The 21,381-nt window shown below is 67.5% G+C and carries 19 protein-coding genes; 10 read left to right on the top strand and 9 right to left on the bottom strand.

Annotated features, from left to right (window positions below; translation table 11 throughout):
- Nucleotides 1-509: 509 nt before the first annotated feature.
- Genes RLN94_RS06080 through alr form a run of 3 tightly spaced genes read right to left on the bottom strand, consistent with a single transcriptional unit; the run spans nucleotide 510 to nucleotide 3,078 of the window.
- The gene (locus RLN94_RS06080; RefSeq protein WP_350126449.1) at nucleotides 510-1,256 is read right to left on the bottom strand and encodes an ABC transporter ATP-binding protein; all 747 of its coding nucleotides are present in this window, start codon (nucleotides 1,254-1,256) and stop codon (nucleotides 510-512) included.
- Entirely contained in the window at nucleotides 1,253-1,993 is a 741-nt protein-coding gene (locus RLN94_RS06075) for an MlaE family ABC transporter permease (protein ID WP_502949408.1), read from the bottom strand. The genes RLN94_RS06080 and RLN94_RS06075 overlap by 4 nt, the downstream gene beginning before the upstream one ends.
- A gap of 41 nt (nucleotides 1,994-2,034) precedes the next feature.
- Nucleotides 2,035-3,078 (bottom strand): alanine racemase, encoded by a 1,044-nt coding sequence (gene alr / locus RLN94_RS06070; protein ID WP_350126443.1) that lies wholly within the window; start codon nucleotides 3,076-3,078, stop codon nucleotides 2,035-2,037.
- 150 nt (nucleotides 3,079-3,228) lie between these two features.
- Between alr and RLN94_RS06065 the strand changes: the two genes are divergently transcribed.
- Both RLN94_RS06065 and RLN94_RS06060 read left to right on the top strand, forming a co-directional pair.
- Nucleotides 3,229-3,702 carry a thiol-disulfide oxidoreductase DCC family protein gene (locus RLN94_RS06065; RefSeq protein ID WP_350126440.1) on the top strand — a complete coding sequence of 158 codons (474 nt, stop codon included), beginning with the start codon at nucleotides 3,229-3,231 and terminating at the stop codon, nucleotides 3,700-3,702.
- Nucleotides 3,699-5,321, top strand: a complete 1,623-nt coding sequence (locus RLN94_RS06060) for a saccharopine dehydrogenase family protein (protein WP_350126437.1) — start codon at nucleotides 3,699-3,701, stop codon at nucleotides 5,319-5,321. The genes RLN94_RS06065 and RLN94_RS06060 overlap by 4 nt, the downstream gene beginning before the upstream one ends.
- 33 nt (nucleotides 5,322-5,354) lie before the next feature.
- On the opposite strand, the gene RLN94_RS06055 is transcribed toward RLN94_RS06060, so the two are convergent.
- The 4 genes from RLN94_RS06055 to RLN94_RS06040 form a co-directional block, all read right to left on the bottom strand.
- The gene (locus tag RLN94_RS06055) at nucleotides 5,355-6,848 is read right to left on the bottom strand and encodes a replicative DNA helicase (RefSeq protein ID WP_350126434.1); all 1,494 of its coding nucleotides are present in this window, start codon (nucleotides 6,846-6,848) and stop codon (nucleotides 5,355-5,357) included.
- A gap of 233 nt (nucleotides 6,849-7,081) precedes the next feature.
- Nucleotides 7,082-7,756: an orotate phosphoribosyltransferase gene (locus RLN94_RS06050; protein ID WP_350126431.1), complete on the bottom strand. Its 675-nt coding sequence runs from the start codon at nucleotides 7,754-7,756 to the stop codon at nucleotides 7,082-7,084.
- A gap of 73 nt (nucleotides 7,757-7,829) precedes the next feature.
- The gene (gene pyrC, locus RLN94_RS06045) at nucleotides 7,830-8,873 is read right to left on the bottom strand and encodes a dihydroorotase (protein WP_350168678.1); all 1,044 of its coding nucleotides are present in this window, start codon (nucleotides 8,871-8,873) and stop codon (nucleotides 7,830-7,832) included.
- Nucleotides 8,874-8,917: 44 nt separating this feature from the next.
- Nucleotides 8,918-10,075, bottom strand: coding sequence for a phosphoadenosine phosphosulfate reductase (locus RLN94_RS06040; RefSeq protein ID WP_350126425.1), 1,158 nt, complete (start codon nucleotides 10,073-10,075; stop codon nucleotides 8,918-8,920).
- A gap of 198 nt (nucleotides 10,076-10,273) precedes the next feature.
- Here RLN94_RS06040 and RLN94_RS06035 point away from each other — a divergent pair, with 198 nt between their 5' ends.
- The 6 genes from RLN94_RS06035 to RLN94_RS06010 all read left to right on the top strand — a co-directional run bounded on the left by RLN94_RS06035 (nucleotide 10,274) and on the right by RLN94_RS06010 (nucleotide 17,464).
- Nucleotides 10,274-11,182, top strand: coding sequence for an AAA family ATPase (locus RLN94_RS06035; RefSeq protein WP_350126422.1), 909 nt, complete (start codon nucleotides 10,274-10,276; stop codon nucleotides 11,180-11,182).
- Nucleotides 11,179-11,571, top strand: a complete 393-nt coding sequence (locus tag RLN94_RS06030; RefSeq protein WP_350126419.1) for an ADP-ribosylation/crystallin J1 — start codon at nucleotides 11,179-11,181, stop codon at nucleotides 11,569-11,571. Before RLN94_RS06035 ends, RLN94_RS06030 begins: the two co-directional genes overlap by 4 nt.
- A gap of 120 nt (nucleotides 11,572-11,691) precedes the next feature.
- Nucleotides 11,692-12,948, top strand: coding sequence for a vWA domain-containing protein (locus RLN94_RS06025; RefSeq protein WP_350126416.1), 1,257 nt, complete (start codon nucleotides 11,692-11,694; stop codon nucleotides 12,946-12,948).
- Nucleotides 12,949-13,056: 108 nt separating this feature from the next.
- Complete coding sequence (locus RLN94_RS06020) at nucleotides 13,057-15,081, top strand: OmpA family protein (protein ID WP_350126413.1); 2,025 nt, start codon at nucleotides 13,057-13,059, stop codon at nucleotides 15,079-15,081.
- A gap of 425 nt (nucleotides 15,082-15,506) precedes the next feature.
- Nucleotides 15,507-16,472, top strand: a complete 966-nt coding sequence (locus RLN94_RS06015; RefSeq protein WP_350126410.1) for an XdhC family protein — start codon at nucleotides 15,507-15,509, stop codon at nucleotides 16,470-16,472.
- Complete coding sequence (locus RLN94_RS06010; protein WP_350126407.1) at nucleotides 16,469-17,464, top strand: molybdopterin-binding protein; 996 nt, start codon at nucleotides 16,469-16,471, stop codon at nucleotides 17,462-17,464. The genes RLN94_RS06015 and RLN94_RS06010 overlap by 4 nt, the downstream gene beginning before the upstream one ends.
- Before the next feature lie 45 nt (nucleotides 17,465-17,509).
- On the opposite strand, the gene RLN94_RS06005 is transcribed toward RLN94_RS06010, so the two are convergent.
- Together RLN94_RS06005 and RLN94_RS06000 are read right to left on the bottom strand one after the other, a co-directional pair.
- Nucleotides 17,510-17,938, bottom strand: coding sequence for an SRPBCC family protein (locus RLN94_RS06005; protein WP_350126404.1), 429 nt, complete (start codon nucleotides 17,936-17,938; stop codon nucleotides 17,510-17,512).
- Nucleotides 17,935-18,276, bottom strand: coding sequence for an ArsR/SmtB family transcription factor (locus RLN94_RS06000; RefSeq protein WP_350126401.1), 342 nt, complete (start codon nucleotides 18,274-18,276; stop codon nucleotides 17,935-17,937). The genes RLN94_RS06005 and RLN94_RS06000 overlap by 4 nt, the downstream gene beginning before the upstream one ends.
- 180 nt (nucleotides 18,277-18,456) lie before the next feature.
- Between RLN94_RS06000 and RLN94_RS05995 the strand changes: the two genes are divergently transcribed.
- Nucleotides 18,457-18,942: a (2Fe-2S)-binding protein gene (locus RLN94_RS05995; RefSeq protein WP_350126398.1), complete on the top strand. Its 486-nt coding sequence runs from the start codon at nucleotides 18,457-18,459 to the stop codon at nucleotides 18,940-18,942.
- 75 nt (nucleotides 18,943-19,017) lie between these two features.
- Nucleotides 19,018-21,381: a xanthine dehydrogenase family protein molybdopterin-binding subunit gene (locus RLN94_RS05990; RefSeq protein ID WP_350126395.1), complete on the top strand. Its 2,364-nt coding sequence runs from the start codon at nucleotides 19,018-19,020 to the stop codon at nucleotides 21,379-21,381.

Below are 21,381 nucleotides of genomic sequence, written 5' to 3'. Positions count from 1 at the left end.
CGGGCAGCACAGGCCCCACAGGTGGCGTGCTCCCGCCCCGGGCTGGACCCGGGGCCTCTCGGGGGTCGCGGTCCCGGCTCGGGGGCCGGGCCGGGCGAACCGACGTTGCGGGGTGGCACGCGCCCGGAATCGAGGCCGAAGGCCGCCGGGCGAGCGCCGGCCCGTCCCGGCGGGCAGGCGCTTTGGCGGGTGTGGTGTGACGTCGTTAGGTGGGATGTATTCGGCGGGATAAAGTGGCAGTCACCAGCGTTGCGGCGCCTCCCCACGGGCCGGCGCTCGCCCGGTGTGGCGGCGGTGTCGTAGTTGCGCGCACCTTGCAGGTGGAGTGTTCCCGCCCCGGGCTTGACCCGGGGCCTCTTGTGGTGCGGGGTCCCGGCTCGGGGGCCGGGACGGGGAGTGTGTGGGTACTGGGTGGCACGCGCCCGCCGGGGCGGAGGTGGGGTGAGATGGTTTTAGGTGGGTTGGCACCCACCCTACGGCGCGAGGTCTGGCTCGGGGCCGGGACGGGATTACCTTACCGCCTCGATTGGCCCGTCCGGACTGCCGGTAATGAACTGGGCGAGGTAGGGGTCGCCCGAGCGGTCCATCTCGGAGACCGGCCCCGTCCACTGGATCACGCCGTCGTGGAGCATGGCGACGTTGTCGGCGATGGCGCGGACGGAGGTCATGTCGTGGGTGATGGTCATGGCTGTGGCGCCCATCTCGGTGACGATCTCGCGGATGAGGTCGTTGATAACGCCGGCCATGATCGGGTCGAGCCCGGTGGTGGGTTCGTCGAAGAAGATGATTTCCGGCTCGGCGGCGATGGCGCGGGCGAGGCCGACGCGTTTCTGCATGCCGCCCGAGAGCTCGGCCGGGAAGAGGTCGGCCTGTTCGGGCTTGAGGCCGACGCGGCGGAGTTTCTCGATGGCGATCTCGCGGGCCTCGTGTTTCGGCCGCTTGAGCGAGCCGCGCAGGAGGCGGAAGGCGACGTTCTGCCAGACGGGGAGCGAGTCGAAGAGCGCGCCGCCCTGGAAGAGCATCCCGAAGCGGGCAAGGAAGGCGTCGCGGTCGCCTTTCGTGACGTCCTTGCCGTCGAGCGTGATGAGGCCGCTGTCGGGGCGGACGAGGCCGAGGATGCATTTGAGCGCGATGGACTTGCCGGTGCCGGAGCCGCCGATGATCACCATGGAGGTGCCCGAGGGGATGGTCAGGTTCACGCCGCGCAGGACGTGGTTGGACCCGAAGGATTTGTGGATGTCGCGAAGCTCGATCATAGCGAGAAGAACAGGCTGGTGAGGAGGAAGTTGGCGGCGAGGATCAGGACGGCGGCGGCTTCCACGGCGGACTTGGTGGCGCGGCCGACGCCTTGGGCGCCGCGGCCGGTGTTCATGCCGTAGTAGCAGCCGAGCAATGTGGCGATGAAGCCGAAGGCCGCGCCCTTGACGAGGGAGGAGACCACGTCGCGCGCCTCGATGAAGTCGAAGGTGTTCTGGAGGTAGGCGGAGGCGTTGAAGCCGAGGCTTCTGACCCCCACCACATAGCCGCCGAGGATGCCGATGATGTCGCCCACGCCCACCAGCAGCGGCACCATGATGAGGCCTGCGAGCACCCGCGGCACGGTGAGGTATTTCATCGGGTGGGTGGAGAGGGTGACGAGCGCGTCGATCTGCTCGGTCACCTTCATGGTGGCGATCTCGGCGGCGATGGAGGAGGTGACGCGGGCGGCGACCATCAGGCCCACGAGGACGGGGCCCAGTTCGCGGACCATGCCGATGGCGACGATCTGGGGGACGACCGCCTCGGCATTGAAGCGGGAGCCGCCGGAGTAGATCTGGAGCGCCAGCGCGCCGCCGGTGAAGATGGCGATGAGGCCGACGACGGGTAGGCTGAAATAGCCGATGTTCAGAAGGCTTTGCAGGATTTCCTTCAGGTAGATCGGCGGGCGGACGACATGGGAGAGCGTCTGGCCGCCATAGATCGCCAGCCGCCCGATGAATGCCAGCCCCCCCATCACCGCGCGGCCGATGGCGGCCAGGAAGGCGGTGAACCAGCTCATCCGCCGATATAGCGCAGGGAATAGCGCGGGCCGAGCGCGGTGAGGATCTCGTAGGCGATGGTGTCGGCATTGTCGGCGAGCGTGTCGATCGACTGGTGCCGGCCCAGGAGCTCGAGCGTGGCCGGGTCGGAGCCGGAGGGCAGGTCGGTGATGTCGACGCCGATCAGATCCATCGAGATGCGGCCGGCGATCGGGCAGGGCGTGTCGCCGGCATAGAGGTGGGTCTTGGGCCCCAGCGCACGCAGGATGCCGTCGGCATAGCCCGCCGAGACGGTGGCGATGCGGGTTTCGCGGGTGGCGGTGAAGCTGTTGGCGTAGCCCACGGTTTCGCCGGGTTCCAGCGTGCGGCACTGGATCACGGGGAGGTCGAGCGTGACCACGGGCGTGGCGTCGATATAGGGCAGGCCGCCATAGGTGCCGATGCCGGGGCGGGTCATCTCGAAATGGTAGTCGGGGCCGAGGAGCACGCCGCCGGTATTGGCGAGCGAGCGGGGCACGCCGAGCCCGTCCGTGAGCTCGAAGAAGGTCTTGAGCTGCTGGGCGTTCATCGGGTGGTCGGGTTCGTCGGCGCAGGCGAGGTGGCTCATCAGCAGGGTGGGGCGCTGTTCCAGCGCCACCTGGGCCACGGCGCCCCATTCGGCGGGCTCCATCCCCAGACGGTTCATGCCCGAATCGAGCTGGATGCCGAACGGGTGGTTCGGCAGCGCCTCGACATGGCGGATGAGCTGGTCGATGGAGTTGATCATCGGCACGAGATGGGTGTCGTGGATCATGTCGGCATCGCCCGGCATGTGGCCGGAGAAGACGTTGATGACCGGGTCGGGACCCAGTTCCTGGCGGAGCGCCGCGCCTTCCTCGGCCATGGCGACGAAGAAGGTGCGGGCGCCTTCCTTCTGCAGGGCGCGGGCCACCTTGCCCGCGCCGAGGCCGTAGCCGTCGGCCTTGACCACGGCGGCGGTTTCACCCGAGTTCATTGCCGCGAGGTTGCGCCAGTTTGTGCGGATCGCACCGAGATCGATTGTCAGCTTTCCGGTACCCATGGCAGGGGTTTTGACAGTCTGGGCGGAGGGGTCAAGCGGAAAGGTTCGGGCTGTCAGCCGCGCAGCGGGTTGTGGCGGGTATCGTTGCAAACGGGCGCGTTTTCCCGCATCTCTGCGAGATGGTGGGTTTCCGGAGCGGGGAGGCTGGAGATGGATGCGCGGCGGGACCGGAAGGGGCCGAAACCGTTCTCCTTTCGAGATGACCCGGAGGTTCCCGAGTTCGACGACGGGGCGCCGCTGGCCGTGATGGATGCGGAATGTGCGGTCTGTAGCTGGGGCGCGCGGATGATCCACCGGCTGGACCGGAGCCGGTCGGTGCGGATCTGCCCGATCCAGTCGCCGCTGGGGGCGGCGCTGTTGCGGCATTACGGGCTCGAGCCTATCGATCCGACCACGTGGCTGTTCATCGACGGGGGCGTGGCGTATCGGGATTTCGAGGCGGTCATTCATGCCGCAAGGCGGTTCGGGGGCTGGGGGCGGTTGGCCACGGTCCTGCTGATCCTGCCGCGGCCGCTGCGCGACTGGGGCTATCGGCGGCTGGCCCGGAACCGGTACGCGCTGTTCGGGCGGGGGGACATGTGCGGGCTGCCCGATCCCGAGTTTCAGAAGCGTCTGCTGCGGTGAAGATCCTGCTGGTCGGCGGATACGGCGTGTTCGGCGCGCGGCTGGCGCGCTTGCTTGTGGCGGACGGGCATGACGTGTGTGTCGCCGGACGGCGGCTGGACAAGGCCCGGGCCTCGGCGCGGGAGCTGGAATGTCGGGCGGTTCGGTTCGACCGGGCGGAGGGGCGGTATGCGCTGGAGGGGCATGATGTCGTCATTGACGCCGCGGGGCCGTTTCACGCCTATGGAGAGGCGCCCTATCGGCTGGCCCGGGCGGCGGTGGCGGCGGGGGTGCATTACCTCGATCTGTCGGACGATGCCGAATTCTGTGCCGGTATGGGGGCGCTGGACGCGGACGCGAGGGCGGCCGGGGTATGCGTGCTGTCCGGTCTGTCTTCGGTGCCGGCGCTGTCCTCTGCCGCCGTTCGGGCGCTGGCGGGGGGCGAGCGCCCCGTGGTGATCGACACGGCGATCCTGCCGGGCAACCGCGCGCCGCGGGGGCTTTCGGTGATGCGGTCGATCCTGTCGCAGGCGGGGCGGCCGATGCCGGTCTGGCGGGGCAACAGGTGGGAATGGGCCCATGGCTGGTCGGGGCCGGCGGAATACAGGCTTCCGGGCGGGCTGGTGCGGCAGGGCTGGCAGATCGGGGTGCCGGACCAGCGGCTGTTTCCGGCGCATTTCGGCGCGGCGACGGTGCGGTTCCGGGCGGGGCTGGAGCTTGGCGTGATGCGGTACGGGCTTGCGCTGTTCGCGGGGCTGCGCCGGGTGGTGCCGGTTCCGGTGACGCCCTTCGTCGTGCGCCTGTTCAAACTGGCGGCCGATGGGCTGGCGCCGTTCGGCAGCGGCCGGGGCGGGATGTCGGTGTCGGTGACCACGCGGCACGAGATCCGGAGCTGGCGCCTTCTGGCCGAGGATGGCGATGGGCCGTTCATCCCGGCGGTGGCGGCCCGCGCCCTGTTGCGCCGGGCTGCATTGCCGGTGGGGGCGGGCCCGGCGCTCGAGGTGATCAGCCTGGCGGAGGCGGAGGCCGCGATGGCGGACCTTCGCGTGGTGACGGAGCGCGATGTGGCCCCGGTCTCTTTCCTGTTCGCGAGTGTGCTGGGGGCCGAGTTCGCGGCGCTGCCGGAGGAGATCCGGGCGACCCATCTGACGCTCGGCGTGTCGCGATGGGAGGGGAGATGCGAGGTGCGTCGGGGCAAGGGCCTCTGGCCCCGGCTGCTATGTGCGATCTTCCGGTTTCCGCCGGAGGCGGCGGATGTGCCGGTCGAGGTGACCAAGACGGTCACGCCGCGAGGCGAGACATGGGTTCGACGGTTCGGCCGGAGCGCGTTCCGCTCGCATCTATCGCGGGACGAAAGCGGGCTTTGCGAGCGGTTCGGGCCGTTCACCTTCCGGATCGGACTGGAGGTGCGAGACGGCGCGTTGCACTATCCGGTGACCGGGGGGCGCATCGGGCCAGTCAGGCTGCCGAACTGGCTGCTGCCGGGGTCCGTGGCGCGCGAATTCGCGGCGGAGGGCCGGTTCCATTTTGACGTGGCGCTGCTGGCGCCGCTGACGCAGGCGCCGCTGGTGCATTACCGGGGGTTTCTTGTGGCTGCCGCGGCGGACGATCCGGCGGAACCGCCGGGCGGCAGGGCGTGAGAGCCCGGGGCCGCCCCGCACTATGGCGCTGTCTCAGAACTCCTGCTCGCCGCCCTGCTGCCAGGGTTTCACGAGGTTGCCGAAGCGGGTGAACTGGCCCTCGAAGGAGAGCTCGACCGTGCCGATGGGGCCGTGGCGCTGTTTGCCGATGATGACCTCGGCCTTGCCGTGGAGGCGTTCCATGCGTTCCTGCCAGGCGGCCATTTCCTCGAGCCGGTCCTCGGAGGGTTTTTCGCGTTCGACGTAGTATTCCTCGCGGAAGACGAACATCACCACGTCGGCGTCCTGTTCGATCGAGCCGGATTCGCGGAGGTCGGAGAGCTGGGGGCGCTTGTCGTCGCGGCTTTCGACCTGGCGGGAGAGCTGCGAGAGGGCGATGACGGGGATGTCGAGCTCCTTGGCGATGGCCTTCAAACCCTGGGTGATCTCGGAGACCTCGTTGACGCGGCTGTCCTTGGCCGAGGAGGGGCGGACGAGCTGGAGGTAGTCGATGATCAACACGTCGAGCCCGTGGGTGCGCTTGAGGCGGCGGGCGCGGGCGGCGAGCTGGGAGATGGGCAGGGCCGGCGTGTCGTCGATGTAGAGCGGGCAGGTTTCCAGCGTCTTGGCGGCATCGACGAACTTGCGGAACTCGCCCTCGGTCATGTCGCCCTTGCGGATCTGCTCGGAGGGGATCTCGGAAGCCTCGGAGAGGACGCGGGCGGCGAGCTGTTCGGCGCTCATCTCGAGCGAGTAGAAGCCCACGACGCCGCCTTCGACCGCGCCTTCGGAGCCGTCGGGGCGGGTGCCGCGCTTGAAGGCCTTGGCGATGTTGAAGGCGATGTTGGTGGCGAGCGAGGTTTTCCCCATCGAGGGGCGGCCGGCGAGGATCAGCAGGTCGGACTTGTGCAGGCCGCCGAGCTTGCGGTCCATGTCGATGAGGCCGGTGGAGATGCCGGCGAGGCCGCCCTCGCGCTGATAGGCGGCGTTGGCGACGCTGACGGCATCCTTGACGGCGCTGAGGAAGCTCTGGAAGCCGCGCTCGGCCTGGCCCTGTTCGGAGAGGGCGTAGAGTTTCTGTTCGGCCTCGACGATCTGGTCGCGGGGTTCGACCTGGACGTCGGCCTTGGCGGCGCGGCCGGCGATGTCGTGGCCGAGCTCGATCAACTCGCGCCGGATCGCCATGTCGTAGATCATCTGGGCGTAGTCGCGGGCCGCGAAGGAGGAGATGGCGGCGCCGGCGAGGCGGACGAGATAGGCGGGCCCGCCCAGTTCGGCGAGGCCTTCATCGTCCTCGAGGAAGGTCTTGAGGGTCACGGGCGAGGCGAGGTTGCCCTTGGCGATGCGGGCGGCCGCGACCTCGTAGATGCGGGCGTGCACGGGCTCGTGGAAATGCTGCGGCCCGATGATGTTGGCGACCCGGTCGTAGACGTCGTTATTGGTCAGGATCGCGCCCAGAAGCTGTTGCTCGGCCTCGATCGAGTTCGGTAGCGACTCGGTTCCCGTGGCTTCAGCGCCGGTGGCGTTGAAGCTTGCGACATTGCTCATCATGTCCCCCATTTACCTGTGGGCTGTGTCATACAAACGTTACCTGCGACCGCGCAACTTGTATGTTTTTGTGGAAAAGCGTGTGGATAACGATTTCCCACCTCATCTTGTGGTGGAGTGGGGCCGTCTGTCAAGATATTGGGGTGGACGGGCGTGGCCATTCGGCCACGCCGGGGCGGAAATTGCCTTTGGGGGCCAAGCGCTTGGGTGAGTCCCGGCGCGGGTCAAGGCGATTATTTTCGCGCCTCCTGCCATCCGCGGGGATCGTTGAGGAAGCGTTCGACGCCGTCGAGCGTGTCCTTGGAAAAGCTGCCCTGGGCGCGGGCCTCGGCGAGCACGTCCCACCAGGTGCAGAGGTAATGCAGGTTAACCCCGTGATCGCCCAAGGTTTTCACGGTTTCGGGGAAGATGCCGTAGTAGAAGATGACGGCCGTGTGGGCGCAGGTGGCGCCGGTGTCGCGGATGGCGTCGACGAAGGAAAGCTTCGATCCGCCGTCGGTGGTGAGGTCTTCGACGAGGAGGACGCGCTGGCCTTCGGTCATGGCGCCCTCGATTCGCGCGTTGCGGCCGTAGCCCTTGGGCTTCTTGCGCACGTAGGTCATCGGCAGGGCCATGCGTTCGGCGACGAGGGCGGCGAAGGGGATGCCCGCCGTCTCGCCCCCGGCGATGTTGTCGAAGGCCTCGAAACCCGCCTCGCGCATCACGGTGACGGTGAGGAAATCCATCAGGGTCGACCGGATGCGCGGGAAGGAGATGAGCTTGCGGCAGTCGATATAGGTGGGCGAGGGGAGGCCGGAGGCGAGGGTGAAGGGCTCGTCGGCGTTGAAGTGGACGGCCTCGATCTCGAGCAGCATCCGGGCCGTCAGGCGGGCGATTTCGTCTTTCGGGGGGAAGCTGCTGGGGATCATGGCCTGTCTCGCTTGGGGGTCGGGGTTGTGGTGGGTTAGCGCCGGGGCGGGCGGAGATCAAGCGGCGGCGCGGTCAGCCGGTGACCTGCCAGTAGACGTCGAAGCCCGGGTCGAAGACGGTGACGGGCCCGTCGCCGGTGTCGATCTTTGACGGGAAGGCGGTGGGGCTGTCGGATTTGGCGAGGGTGAGCGTGGCGTCGTTCACCGGCAGGCCATAGAAGCCGGGGCCGTTGCGGGAGGCGAAAGCTTCGAGACGGTCGAGCGCGCCCTCCTCGTCGAACACGTGGGCGAGCAGGGGCATGGTGTTCGTTGCCGTGAAGCAGCCGGCGCAGCCGCAGCCGGTTTCCTTGGCCGCGTCTACATGCGGGGCGCTGTCGGTGCCGAGGAAGAAGCGCGGATCGCCGGAGGTGGCGGCGGCGCGGAGGGCGAGGCGGTGTTCCTCGCGCTTGGCGACGGGCAGGCAGTAGTAATGTGGCCGGATGCCGCCCACGAGGAGGTGGTTGCGGTTGATGATCAGGTGGTGGGTGGTGATGGTGGCGCCGAGATCGGTGTCGTTGGCGCGCACATAGTCGACGCCGTTGGAGGTGGTGATGTGTTCCATCACCACCTTGAGGCCGGGCGTGGCGCGGCGGATCGGGTCGAGCACGCGGTCGATGAAGACGGCCTCGCGGTCGAAGATGTCGATCTCGGGGTCGGTCACCTCGCCATGCACGCAGAGGGGGATGCCGGCCTCGGCCATGGCCTCGAACACGGGGCGGATGCGGTCGAAATCGCGCACGCCCGAGGCGGAGTTGGTGGTGGCGCCCGCCGGGTAGAGCTTGACCGCCGTGACGATGCCGTCGGCATGGGCCTGCACCACGTCCGAGGGGTCGGTCTCCTCGGTGAGGTAGAGGGTCATGAGCGGGGTGAAGCCGCTGCCCTCGGGCCGGGCGGCGAGGATGCGCTCGCGGTAGGCGGCGGCCTGGGCGCCGGTGACGACGGGCGGCACGAGGTTGGGCATGATGATGGCGCGGGCGAAATGGCGGGCGCTTTCGGGGCAGACGGCGGAGAGCATCGCGCCGTCGCGCAGGTGCAGGTGCCAGTCGTCGGGGCGGGCGAGGGTGAGCGTGTCGGTCATGGCCGAGGCTTTACACCGTCGCGCGGGACAGGGCCAGAGGGGGTTCAGCCGGTGGCGGCGGTGTTGGGGCCGGTGTCGGAGTCGCTGTCGGTGTCGGTGTCAGGTTCGGTGCCGGTCTCGGTATTGGCCGGCGTTTCGATCCCGGTCTCTGCCACGCTGTCGGTGATGGCCTCTGCCACGGTGTCGATGCCGGTTTCTTCCGCCTTGTCGATATCGGTGTCGGCAACGGCCTCCGGCTTGGTCCCGGCGTGGCTTTCGGCGGGCGGGTTCCGGCGGATCCCGAGCTGCGCCTCGGCGTGGTTGATGGCCTTGCGGAAGGGGCGCGCGTTGCGGCGGCGCAGCACGTCGTTGCAGAGGTGGATGACGAGGCGGTGCCGCTCCTGCGCCTGCAGGTGGCGGAGCAGGGTGAACTGATAGGGCGCGTCCTTGTGCCGGGCGCGCAGCAGCTTGGCGGTGTTGGTGAGCGTCAGCTTGTCGGCGCTCATCTGGGCCAGCATCCGGTAGAGCACCTTCATCCGCAGCAGCGAGGTCTCGATGTTGAGGTCGTGAAAGCGGACGCGGATCTTGGTGACGTTGGGCCGGGTGAAGAGCGCGGCATGCATGGCGTCGAGCTCGTTCTCCTGGTCGTAGACGATGAAGGCCTCGTCGGCGGCGTCGAGCATGTCGGGCGCGTAGCCGAAGCGCGAGGTGAAATCGGTGCGGCGCATGTGGCGGAAGCGGTCGTCCCAGTCGGTGACGCGGGGATCGAGCGTGGCCTGCGGTTGCAGGGCCAGCACCTTGGCGCCGGGGGCGGCGACGGAATAGGCGGCAGCGGCATAGCCGGCGGGGCCCGCGCCGTAGAACAGGACCTGTTCGAACTCCTCGAAGAAGCCGTCGTCGATCAGCCGGTCGAAGAAGCCGATCACCTGCCGGTCGCGGAACCAGGTGTCGCCGTCGGAGACGAGGGTGAGCTGCGACCAGCCCAGTGCCCGGGTCATTTCCCAGCCGATCGGGTGGGCGGCGTCGGAGCGGTCGCGGATGGCGTCGTAGCTTTCGAAGCTGACCAGCAGGACCGGCTTCTGCTCGATGAAGACGGCGGTGTGGCGGGGGCCCAGCCGCTCGGCGAAGCCGTCGTCGCCGGCGATGCCGTGCATCCGCTCGGACCAGTCGACCCATGCCAGGCCGCTGAGATCGGTTTCGGTCGGGTTTGTCCTGTCCTGCATCCTGCTTCGTCCTTCGACACGTTTCGCGTGCACCCGCTTGTCACGGCTTTTCTGCCCCGTGACCTAGGCGGGAAGTTGGGCGAAAATTTGGTAAATCCAAGGGGTTTCGTGGGGCATATGCGGCTATCCTGCGGCGGTGCTCTCTCTTGACGGACCGGGGGCGGGGATGCAGGTATTCAGGCCAGTGCGGAGGGTTTCATGGCGGCCATTTCATCGATCGACGAGGTTCAGGCCATGCTGGCCGGGCAGGGTTATGTCTGCGGCCGGGCGCTGGGGACGGTGGTGTTTCTGTCGCTGACGCTGGGGCGGCCGCTGTTTCTGGAGGGCGAGGCCGGGGTCGGCAAGACCGAGATCGCCAAGGCGATTGCGGCGGGGCTGGGGCGGCGGCTGATCCGGTTGCAGTGTTACGAGGGGCTGGATGCGTCCTCGGCCGTCTACGAGTGGAACTTCGCCGAGCAGATGATCGCCATCCGCGCGGCGGAGGCCGCCGGTGGCGTGGATCGCGCGCGGCTGACGGATGAGCTGTTTACCGAGGAGTTCCTGATCGAGCGGCCGCTGTTGCAGGCGATGCGGCCGCAGGAGGGCGGCGCGCCGGTGCTGCTGATCGACGAGCTGGACCGGACGGACGAGCCGTTCGAGGCGTTCCTGCTGGAGGCGCTGAGCGATTTCCAGGTGACGATCCCGGAGCTGGGGGCGATCGCGGCGCCCGAGCCGCCGATCGTGATCCTGACCTCGAACCGGACGCGGGAGGTGCATGATGCGCTGAAGCGGCGGTGTCTTTATCACTGGGTGGACTATCCGACGTTCGACCGCGAGATCGAGATATTGCAGGCCCGCGCGCCGGAGGCGGCCGAGCAGTTGAGCCGCGAGGTGGTGGCTTTCGTGCAGCGGCTGCGGACGGAGGATCTGTTCAAGAAGCCGGGCGTGGCGGAAACGATCGACTGGGCCAAGTGCCTGCTGGCGCTGGATGTGATCGACCTGTCGCCCGAAGTGATTGCCGACACGGTGGGGGCGATCCTGAAGTACCAGGACGATATCCAGCGGCTTCAGGGCTCGGAGGCGAAACGCATTCTCGACGAGGCCAAGGCGGGGCTGGAGCCGGTATGATCCTCTGGCGCCCGACCGGTTTGAAGGAATTGCAGCTGGTGCGCGACACCGATTGGCGGGCCTGGCCGCCGCGCCTGCCGGAACAACCGATCTTCTACCCGGTCACGACCCTGGAATACGCTGAGAAGATCGCGCGCGACTGGAACTCGGTCCGGCCGCCGCCGGATGACGTGGGTTTCGTGACGCGCTTCGAGGTCTCGGAGGAGATGGAGGCGAAATACCCGGTTCAACAGGCCGGAGGGCGCGACCATGAAGAGCTTTGGGTGCCTGCGGAGGAGCTGGAGGCGTTCAACGCGCATATCATCGGGCAGATCGAGGTGGTCGCGGCTTTCCGGAACAGGCAACCGCTCGCTGTCGACGAGGCGCTGCAACTGGTGGATATGACCTGATGCTTCTTCTGGCCGGAAATATCCCGGGGGGTGAGCAGGCTTCCCGGAAACGCGCCGGGGGCGCGTTTCGCCTACGAACGGGCGGAGCCCAGGGAAAGGGGCAGCGCCCCCACGAAATCCATGCCTGAAATAGCCCCGCTCGACCTGCCGGAGACGCCACGGCTGTCCCACAACATCACGCATTTCGCGCGGGCCTTGCGCAAGGCGGGCCTGCCGGCCGGGCCGGGAAGGGTGATCGATGCGATAAGGGCGGTGGAGGCGGCGGGGTTCACCTCGCGGGACGATTTCTTTTACACGCTGCGGGCCTGTTTCACCTCGCGCCCCGAGCATCGGGCGGTTTATGCGCAGATCTTCCGGCTTTACTGGCGCGATCCGCGTTACATGGAGCACATGATGGCGATGATGCTGCCTGCCCTGCGCGGGGTGCAGGAGGAACAGGTGGCGGAGGCCGCGCAGAAGCGGGCGGCGGAGGCGTTGCTGGACGGGGTGGAGCGGGAGGCGCCGGAGCGGGAGGACGAGGAGGAGGGCGAGACGCAGGTCGAGGTCGATGCCTCGCTCACCATGTCCACCGAGGAGCGGCTCAGGACGCTCGATTTCGAGCAGATGAGCACCGAGGAGATCGCGCAGGCCAAGCGGATGCTGGCGCGGCTGACCCTGCCGGTGAAGCCTTTCGCCTCGCGCCGGGGGATGGCGAGCCATACGGGCACACGGATCGACCATCGCAAGACCTTGCGGGCGGCGATGCGGCGGGGGGGCGAGATGCGGCGGATTCATCTGAAGAAGCCGCGGCCCCGGTGGCCCAACCTGGTGGTGTTGTGCGATATTTCCGGGTCGATGAGCCAGTACAGCCGGATGGTGCTGCATTTCCTGCACGCGGTGGCCAATCACAAGGGGGCGGGCTGGGCGAAGGTGCACGCGTTCACCTTCGGCACGCAGCTGACCAATATCAGCCGGCATCTGGCCACCCGCGACGTGGATGCGGCGCTGGCGGCGGCGGGGAAACAGGCGCAGGACTGGGAGGGCGGTACGCGGATCGGGGCGTGTTTGCATGCGTTCAACCGCGACTGGTCGCGCCGGGTGACGGGGCAGGGGGCGGTGGTGCTTATGATCACGGACGGGCTGGACCGGGATGATCCCGACATGCTGGAGCGCGAGATCGAGCGGCTGCATTTGTCGGCGCGGCGGTTGATCTGGCTGAACCCGCTGCTGCGGTGGGATGAATTTGCGCCGAAGGCGCGCGGGATCGCGGCGATGCTGCCGCATGTGGACAGTTTCCGGGCGGGGCATTCGGTGGCCACGCTGGAGGAGCTGGCGCGGGTGATCTCGCGCCCCGACGACGTGGGCGAGAAATCGCGCCTGATCTCCGCGCTGCGCTAGGGGCACAGAAACCTTTTTGCCGGTCTGCGCGTTTTACCTCCCATACGCGACTTTCCCCTGCAGACACGGGGCTTCCGTGGTGCTGCGACAAAGACTGGAGGAGCAGACATGAAACGCAACTGGCTCAAATCGACGACGGCTCTCGTAGTTGTGATCGGGATGACGGTGCCGCATGGCGCGATCGCGCAGAGCGCGGAGAACAGCACCACCGGCATCCAGCTTCAAGGCGAAGCGGAGGGCAATGCCAATACCGACAACGCGGCCAACGAGCTTGGCGAGGCGCTGGGGCTGAACCAGAACGAGAAGAAAGAGGACGAGGAGGCCCAGCAGGCCGAGCAGAACGAAGAGGCCGAACAGCAGGCCGAGCAGAATCAGCAGGCCGAGCAGAACGAGCAGGCCGCGGAGCAGGCCGAGCAGAACCAGCAGGCTGAACAGAACGTGCAGGCGCAGGCGCAGGCGGAGCAGAACAATTCCGCCGAGCAGGCCGAAAACCTGGAGCAGCAGCTTGAAAACGCGGCCGACGCCGAGGAGGCGACCGAGCAGGCGCAGGACAGCGCTGACCAGGCGGCCGAGCAGGCCTCGGACAGTGCCGAGCAGGCGCAGGAGAGCGCGCAGGACACCGCCGAGCGGGCGCAGGAGAATGCCGAGGAGCAGAGCGGCGAGGCAAACAACGCCGTCGATGAGCTCAAGAACGCCCTTGGCGGCGATGCGGATGCCGATGCTGACGCTGAGGCCAACGCAAGTGCCGATGCTGATGCAAACGCGGATTCTGATGCAACCTCCGACGCGAACGCCAATGCCGATGCCGATGCAGCCGCCGATGCGGATGCCAGCGCCGAGGCCGAGAACCAGGGCGGCGAAGACGACACCGTCGTGGACGAGCTTCAGAACGCGCTTGGCGGCAATGCCGATGCCGACGCGGAAGCCGATGCCAATGCCGAAGCCAATGCCAATGCCGAGGTCGACGAAGAGGTCGTCGAGGAGGCGATGGAGAAGGCCGAGCGTGACGATGTCGAACAGCTGAGCGCGGAAGAGCAGGCCGAGCAGGCCGCGCAGACCGCCGCCGATACCGGCGCCGCGGCGCTGAGCGGTGTGGGAGAGCTTCTGGACCGCACGCAGGAGACCGTGACCGAGGAGCAGGCACGCTCGTCCAACGAGGAGTTCGATACGGACCTCTCGGACCAGGAGCGGGCCAACGCCAACCTTCAGGCGGCCAAGCGGGCCAAGCAACTGGCGGATGACGACGATGACGACCTGGCCCAGGTCTTGGGCGCGGCCGCCGTGGGTGTGCTTGGCGCCTACATGGTCGGCCAGTCCTTCGAGGGCGGCGGCCAGGTGGTGTCGAACACCGGTGACCGGATCGTTGTCGAGGATGGCGGCCAGTACCGCGTGATCCGCGACGACAACGCGCTTCTGCGCCGTCCGGGCAGCACGGTGGAGACCGAGACCTACAGCGACGGGTCGACCCGGACCATCATCGACCACGAGGACGGTAGTCGTGTCGTGACCGTCCGCTCGAGCAACGGTGCGATCCTGCAGCGCGTGCTGATCCGGCCCGACGGGCAGGAGATCGTGCTGATCGACGACACGCGCGATTACAGCGAGGTCGATGTCACGCGGCTGCAGCAGAACCAGGCGCAGTCCTACAACTACAACCCCGGCCAGGCCGAGGAGCTGCGCACGGCGCTGTCCGCGCAGAGCGGGGTGACGGACCGGGCCTATTCGCTGAACCAGGTGCGCAACATCAACGTGGTGCGCAACCAGGTGCCGGTGATCTCGCTCGAGTCGATCAACTTCGAGACCAATTCGGCGGTGATCAAGCCGGAGGAAGCCGAGGAGTTGCAGGCGCTCGGCGATGCCATGCGGCAGGCGATCGAGGAGAACCCGCAGCAGCTGTTCCTGGTGGAAGGGCACACCGACACGGTGGGCCGGGCCGCGTATAACCTCGCGCTGTCGGACCGCCGGGCGGAATCGGTGGCGCTGGCGCTGACCGAATACTTCAACGTGCCCCCGGCGAACATGATCGTGCAGGGCTACGGTGAATCGGACCTGAAGGTTCAGCAGTCGGGCGATATTCGCGAGAACCGCCGCGCCGCCGTGCGCAACATCACCCCGCTTCTGAACGGCGGGTAAGCAAAGCCGGCCTTCGGGGCCTTGTCACGCCCCCCGAAGTGTCTGGAGTCGCGGTCGGTTTTCCGGCCGCGGCTTTTTTGTGTGGTGTGTTGCCCGCGGGGGGCATGGCGGCGAGACGGTGAGGAGCCGCGCATCGCTGGGCCGTGGTACGGCGAGCCAACATTGGTGAGGGGCACTTTATGCCTGCCAAGCACATCCAACCCACGAGCGTGGCACTCCACTTGCATAATCGCCGTGCCGTCGGGACGGCCCAGCGATGCGCGGCGGGCTTCGCCCTTTGTTCCGCGCGGGGCGTTGTGGGTGCGGCATGCGAACCCTGTTCTACAGTACATCCTGTCAGCGGCCCGTACCAAAGATCGGTGGCCGTTTTCCATTGTGCCCGCTTGGCACGGACTCCATATTGGCCCCGCTGGAAGGAGGCTCTCATGGACCGCTTCGACACCATTCCCGAAACCGCGCTGGCCTGGCACAGAGAGGGCAAGGGCGCGGCGCTTGCGACCGTGGTCGAGACTTGGGGCAGCGCCCCGCGCCGGGTGGGCAGCCAGTTGGCTATTTCCGGGGCGGGGGAGATCGAGGGGTCGGTCTCGGGCGGTTGCGTCGAGGGGGCGGTGGTGGCGGAGGCGATCGACGCCATCGAGGAAGGCCGTCCGGTGATGCTGGAATACGGGGTGAGCGATGGCGATGCGTTTGCCGTGGGCCTGGCCTGTGGCGGGACGATCCGGGTGCTGGTGGAGCCCATCGGCAGCGTCATGCCCGAGCAGGTGCTGGAAGACCTGACCATCGCGCGCGACGGGCGGGTGCCGGTGGCCTACGTGACCGGCATTAAGGCCGAGCGGATGCTGGTGAAGGACGGCTACGAGGAGCGGTTCCGGATGGACCGGTCGGGCTTCGAGGCGGATGGCGAGACCTTCGTGGCGATTCACAACCCGCCGCTGCGGCTGATCATCGTCGGCGCCGTGCATATCGCGCAGGCGCTGGTGCCGATGGCGCGGATTGCCGGGTATGACCCGCTGCTGATCGACCCGCGGGAGAGTTTTGCCAGTGCCGAGCGGTTTCCGGGCGAGACGGTGCTGCACGAGTGGCCGGACGAGGGGGTGCGGGCCTTTGGGCTCGACCAGCGGACGGCGCTTGTGCTGTTGACCCACGATCCTAAGCTGGATGATCCGGCACTGGAGGAGGCGCTGAGGTCGGACGTGTTCTATATCGGGGCGCTGGGGTCGAGCCGGACCCATGCCAAGCGGGTTGAACGGATGAAGGAGCGGGGGCTGAGCGACGAGCAGATCGGGCGGATACATGGGCCGATCGGTTTGGATATCGGGGCGGCGGGGCCGTCGGAGATTGCCGTGGCGATCCTGGCGCAGATGACGCAGGTGCTGAGGCAGGGCGGATGAAGTTCGGGACGGTGCCCGTGGCGGAGGCGGCGGGCGCGATGCTGGCCCATTCGCTGAAGCTGCCCGGGGGGCGGCTGAAGAAGGGGCATGTGCTGGGGGCGGCGGATCTGGGCAAGCTGGCGGAGGCCGGGATTGCCGAGGTGACGGTGGCGCGGCCCGATGCGGGGGACCTGTCGGAGAATGACGCGGCGGAGATGCTGGCGGGGGCGATCCATCACGGGGCGAAGGGGCTGCATCTGAGTGCGCCTTTCACGGGCCGGGTGAACCTCGTGGCCGACGGGCCGGGGGTGGTGTTGCTGGAGGCGGAACGGATCAACGCGGCCAATGCGGTGGACCCGATGATCACGGTGGCGACGGTGCCGCCCTATCGGCAGATCCACGCGGGCGGCATGGTGGCGACGGTGAAGATCATCTCCTACGCCGTAGCGGAGAGTGCCGTGGCGGAGGCGGCGGAGGCGGCGCGCGGGGCGATCCGGCTGGCGGAGCCGGCGTTCGGGGATGCGACGCTGATCTTGACGGATATTCCGGGCGGACCGGGCGAGAAGGGTGTCGAGGCGATCGAGGCGCGGTTGTCGGGGCTGGGGATGGTTCTGGCCGAGACGGTGAGCGTGGCGCATGACGAGGCGGCGCTGGCGGAGGCGTTGGCGGCGGCGAAGGGCGGGATCGTGCTGGTGCTGACCGGGTCGGCCACGTCGGACGTGGAGGATACCGCGCCCGCCGCGCTGCGGCTGGCCGGGGGAAGGGTGGAGCGGTTCGGGATGCCGGTCGATCCGGGGAACCTGTTGTTTCTTGGCGATCTGAAGGGCAAGCCGGTGATCGGGCTGCCGAACAGTGCGCGGTCGCCGGTGCTGCACGGGGCGGACTGGGTGCTGTCGCGGGTGGCCTGCGGGATCGAGGTGACGAGCGCGGATATCGCGGCGATGGGGGTGGGCGGATTGCTGAAGGAGATCCCGACCCGGCCGCAGCCGCGGCAGCGCAAGCCGGCCGGGTAGGCGGGCTGTCGTTCGGACCGGGCGGCGGACCGCCCGGCGCCGGGATCAGGCGAGGGCCGCCAGTTTTTCGAGGATGGAAGACCAGCCCTTGCGGTGGCCTTCGCGCTGGTCCTCGCTGTGGAAGCGGACCTGGGTGAGCGTCACATGCGTGCCCCCGGTGCCGGGGGTGAAGGTGAGCGTGACCTCGCTGTCGTCGCGCGAGGCGTGGCTTTCCCAGGTGAAGACGAGGCGGTTGGGTCGGTCGATTTCCTTGTAGGTGCCGGTATGGGGCAGGTCCTTGCCGTTGACGCGCATCATCACCTCGAAGCGGCCGCCCTCGTGGGCGTCGGAGAAGGCGGAGGGCACGGTGGTCTCGCCCGGGCAGATGAAGCGTTTCATCGTCTCGGGGTCGAGCCAGGCGTCGAAGAGCTTTTCGGGGGATGCGTCGATCACGCGTTCGACGGTGAGGGTGAGGTCGGTGTCGGTGGCAGTCATGGGTCGGTCTCCTGAGTGAGCAGTTTGTCGAGCGCCTCCAGCCGGAGGGCCCAGATCGAACGGAGGTCGCGGAACCAGCGGTCGACATGGGCGAGCTCTTCGGTGCGGATCTCGATCAGGTGCTCGCGCCATTCGGTGCGGCGCGTGGCAAGCCCGGCCGCCTCAAGCACCTTGATGTGCTTGGAGACGGAATTGAGGCTCATGTCGAAATGCCCGGCGATGTCGGTGACCCGGAGCGGGCCTTCCTGGGCCAGAAGCGTCAGGATGGCCCGGCGGGTGGGGTCGCCGGCGGCCTTGAAGATCTCGGTCAGTCGTTGGGGCGATTCTTGTTCAACCATATGGGTGAATAACCCGTGAGCCGGTTTCAGTCAACCCTATGGGTGAATGATTGCACGGCCGCTCGTTGCCCGCGCTTTCGGCAGCCGGGCGCGGGTGCCCAAAAAACGTTCTTCTCAAGTGACGGGCCGCGTGTTTAACTCCGACCTGTCGATTGCATAAACGTTTTTGGGAGGAGCCAGATGCCACAGGTCAGCATGACCGTGAACGGCAAGCCAGCGACCGGAGAGATTGAAGGCCGCACGCTGCTTGTCGAATTCCTGAGGGAGAGCCTGCACCTGACCGGCACGCATGTGGGTTGTGATACCAGCCAGTGCGGCGCCTGCGTGGTGCATGTGGATGGGAAGGACGTGAAGGCCTGCACCATCTTCGCCGCCGAGTGCGAGGGTGCGGAGGTCAAGACGATCGAGGGGATGGCCGCACCGGACGGCACGCTGGACAAGATCCAGCAGGCGTTCCAGGACCATCACGGCCTGCAATGCGGCTTCTGCACGCCGGGGATGGTGATGACGGCGGCGGCGCTGCTGCGGGACAATCCGAACCCGAGCGAGGCGGAGATCCGCTCGTACCTGCAGGGGAATATCTGCCGGTGCACCGGGTATCACAACATCGTCAAGGCGATCATGGCCGCGGCCGGCCAGGATACGTCGAAGATCGCCGCCGAGTAGGGCGGGCTCGTCGCGCCTTGCGGCGCGCCTCGTGACGAGGGTGGACGGGTTTCAGTTATTCAGGGAGGACAGATCATGCCCAAGGATGGCGGCATAGGCGACGCGACCAAGCGGCGCGAGGACGTACGGTTCCTGTCGGGGACCGGGAAGTATACCGACGATATCAACGTGGCCGGGCAGGCCTATGTGCATTTCCTGCGCTCGGACGTGGCGCATGGCAAGATCACCGGGCTCGATACGTCGGCGGCGGAAGGGATGCCCGGCGTGCTGCGCATCTTCACCGGCAAGGATTTCGAGGGCGTGGGCGGCATTCCCTGCGGCTGGCAGGTGACCGACAAGCACGGTGAGCCGATGCAGGAGCCGGCGCACCCGGTGCTGGCGCAGGGCAAGGTGCGGCACGTGGGCGACCCGATCGCCGCCGTGGTGGCCGAGACGCGCGAGCAGGCAAGGGATGCGGCCGAGGCGATCGAGGTGGATATCGAGGACCTGCCGGCGGTGATGGACATGAAGGCGGCGCTGGAGGACGGCGCGCCGAAGGTGCATGACGATCTGACCTCGAACCTGTGTTACGACTGGGGGTTCGTGGAGGATAACAAGGCGGCGACCGATGCGGCGTTCGAAAGCGCCGCGCATGTCACCACGCTGGAGCTGGTGAACCAGCGGCTGGTCGCGAACCCGATGGAGCCGCGGGTGGCGGTGGGCGCCTATAACCGGGCGGGCGACGACTACACGCTCTATACCACCAGCCAGAACCCGCACGTGATCCGCCTTCTGATGGGGGCCTTCGTGCTGGGCATCCCCGAGCACAAGCTGACGGTGATCGCGCCCGATGTGGGCGGGGGGTTCGGCTCGAAGATCTATCACTATGCGGAGGAGGCGTTCGTGACCTTTGCCGCGAAGGCGATGAACCGGCCCGTGAAGTGGACATCGAGCCGGTCGGAGGCGTTCATCTCGGATGCGCAGGGCCGGGATCACGTGACAAAGATCGAGCTGGCGCTGGATGCCGACAACAATTTCACCGCCATCCGGACCGAAACCTATGCCAACATGGGGGCGTACCTGTCGACCTTCGCGCCGTGCGTGCCGACCTATCTGCACGGAACGCTGATGGCGGGGAATTACAAGACGCCGAATATCTACGTGAACGTGAAGGCGGTCTTTACCAATACGGTGCCGGTCGATGCCTATCGCGGGGCCGGGCGGCCGGAGGCGACCTATCAGATCGAGCGCGTCATCGACAAGGCGGCGCGGGAGTTGAAGGTGGACCCGATCGCGCTCAGGCGGCAGAACTTCATCACGGAGTTTCCGTATGCGACGCCTGTGGCCGTCGAGTATGACACCGGCGATTACGTGGCGACGATGGACAAGCTGGAAGAGATCGCCGACGTGAAGGGGTTCCCGGCGCGGCGGGCCGAGAGCGAGAAGAACGGCAAGCTGCGTGGCTTGGGTGTGAACTGCTACATCGAGGCCTGCGGGATTGCGCCGTCGGCGCTGGTGGGTGCGCTTGGTGCAAGGGCCGGTTTGTATGATGCCGCGACCGTCAGGGTGAACGCTACCGGGTCGATCAGCGTGATGGTCGGCGCGCATAGCCACGGGCAGGGGCACGAGACGGCCTTTCCGCAAGTGGTGGCCGAGATGCTGGGGATCGATCCCGGCATGATCGACATCGTGCATGGCGATACCTCGAAGATCCCGTTCGGGATGGGGACCTATGGGTCTCGGTCTCTGGCGGTCTGTGGGTCGGCCATGGTGCGGGCGACGGAGAAGATCATCAACAAGGCCAAGAAGATCGCGGCGCACCTGATGGAGGCCAGCGAGGCCGATATCGAGTTCAAGGACGGTCAGTTCAGCGTGGCCGGCACCGACAAGTCGGTGGCGTGGGGCGACGTGACGCTGGCGGCCTACGTGCCGCATAACTACCCGCTGGAGGAGATCGAGCCGGGGCTGGAGGAGACGGCGTTCTATGACCCGGCGAACTTCACCTACCCCTCGGGCGCCTATGCCTGCGAGGTGGAGGTGGACCCCGAGACCGGCAAGGTCACGGTGGAGCGGTTCGCGGCGGCGGATGATTTCGGCAATATCATCAACCCGATGATCGTCGACGGGCAGGTGCATGGCGGGATCGGCCAGGGCATCGGCCAGGCGTTGCTGGAGCAGTGTGTCTATGACGAGAGCGGGCAGTTGCTGACCGGCTCCTACATGGATTACGCCATGCCGCGTGCCGATGACGTGCCGTTCTATGCCGTCGACCATTCCTGCCAGACGCCCTGTACCCACAATCCGCTGGGCGTGAAGGGCTGTGGCGAGGCGGGGGCCATCGGCTCTCCGCCCTCGGTGGTCAACGCCGTGATCGACGCCCTGCAATCGGGCGGGCACAATGTCACCCATATCGATATGCCGGTCTCGCCTTCGCGGGTCTGGCAGGCGATGCAAGGGTAA

The sequence above is a fragment of the Roseovarius sp. genome (assembly GCF_040223625.1).
GTDB lineage: Bacteria > Pseudomonadota > Alphaproteobacteria > Rhodobacterales > Rhodobacteraceae > Roseovarius.
The sequence above is the reverse complement of the archived record's forward strand: the minus strand, read 5'-3'. Positions and strand labels throughout refer to the sequence as shown.

What these genes read in the sequence shown, in the direction of transcription:
- alr (WP_350126443.1), bottom strand. Translation starts at nt 3,078, where the DNA reads ATGGGTACCGGAAAGCTGACAATCGATCTCGGTGCGATCCGCACAAAC.
- pyrC (WP_350168678.1), bottom strand. Translation starts at nt 8,873, where the DNA reads ATGACCGACACGCTCACCCTCGCCCGCCCCGACGACTGGCACCTGCAC.
- RLN94_RS06040 (WP_350126425.1), bottom strand. Translation starts at nt 10,075, where the DNA reads ATGCAGGACAGGACAAACCCGACCGAAACCGATCTCAGCGGCCTGGCA.
- RLN94_RS06035 (WP_350126422.1), top strand. Translation starts at nt 10,274, where the DNA reads ATGGCGGCCATTTCATCGATCGACGAGGTTCAGGCCATGCTGGCCGGG.
- RLN94_RS06065 (WP_350126440.1), top strand. Translation starts at nt 3,229, where the DNA reads ATGGATGCGCGGCGGGACCGGAAGGGGCCGAAACCGTTCTCCTTTCGA.
- RLN94_RS05995 (WP_350126398.1), top strand. Translation starts at nt 18,457, where the DNA reads ATGCCACAGGTCAGCATGACCGTGAACGGCAAGCCAGCGACCGGAGAG.
- RLN94_RS06020 (WP_350126413.1), top strand. Translation starts at nt 13,057, where the DNA reads ATGAAACGCAACTGGCTCAAATCGACGACGGCTCTCGTAGTTGTGATC.
- RLN94_RS06000 (WP_350126401.1), bottom strand. Translation starts at nt 18,276, where the DNA reads ATGGTTGAACAAGAATCGCCCCAACGACTGACCGAGATCTTCAAGGCC.
- RLN94_RS06055 (WP_350126434.1), bottom strand. Translation starts at nt 6,848, where the DNA reads ATGAGCAATGTCGCAAGCTTCAACGCCACCGGCGCTGAAGCCACGGGA.
- RLN94_RS06010 (WP_350126407.1), top strand. Translation starts at nt 16,469, where the DNA reads ATGAAGTTCGGGACGGTGCCCGTGGCGGAGGCGGCGGGCGCGATGCTG.
- RLN94_RS06030 (WP_350126419.1), top strand. Translation starts at nt 11,179, where the DNA reads ATGATCCTCTGGCGCCCGACCGGTTTGAAGGAATTGCAGCTGGTGCGC.
- RLN94_RS06075 (WP_502949408.1), bottom strand. Translation starts at nt 1,993, where the DNA reads ATGGGGGGGCTGGCATTCATCGGGCGGCTGGCGATCTATGGCGGCCAG.
- RLN94_RS06025 (WP_350126416.1), top strand. Translation starts at nt 11,692, where the DNA reads ATGCCTGAAATAGCCCCGCTCGACCTGCCGGAGACGCCACGGCTGTCC.
- RLN94_RS06080 (WP_350126449.1), bottom strand. Translation starts at nt 1,256, where the DNA reads ATGATCGAGCTTCGCGACATCCACAAATCCTTCGGGTCCAACCACGTC.
- RLN94_RS06015 (WP_350126410.1), top strand. Translation starts at nt 15,507, where the DNA reads ATGGACCGCTTCGACACCATTCCCGAAACCGCGCTGGCCTGGCACAGA.
- RLN94_RS06050 (WP_350126431.1), bottom strand. Translation starts at nt 7,756, where the DNA reads ATGATCCCCAGCAGCTTCCCCCCGAAAGACGAAATCGCCCGCCTGACG.
- RLN94_RS06005 (WP_350126404.1), bottom strand. Translation starts at nt 17,938, where the DNA reads ATGACTGCCACCGACACCGACCTCACCCTCACCGTCGAACGCGTGATC.
- RLN94_RS05990 (WP_350126395.1), top strand. Translation starts at nt 19,018, where the DNA reads ATGCCCAAGGATGGCGGCATAGGCGACGCGACCAAGCGGCGCGAGGAC.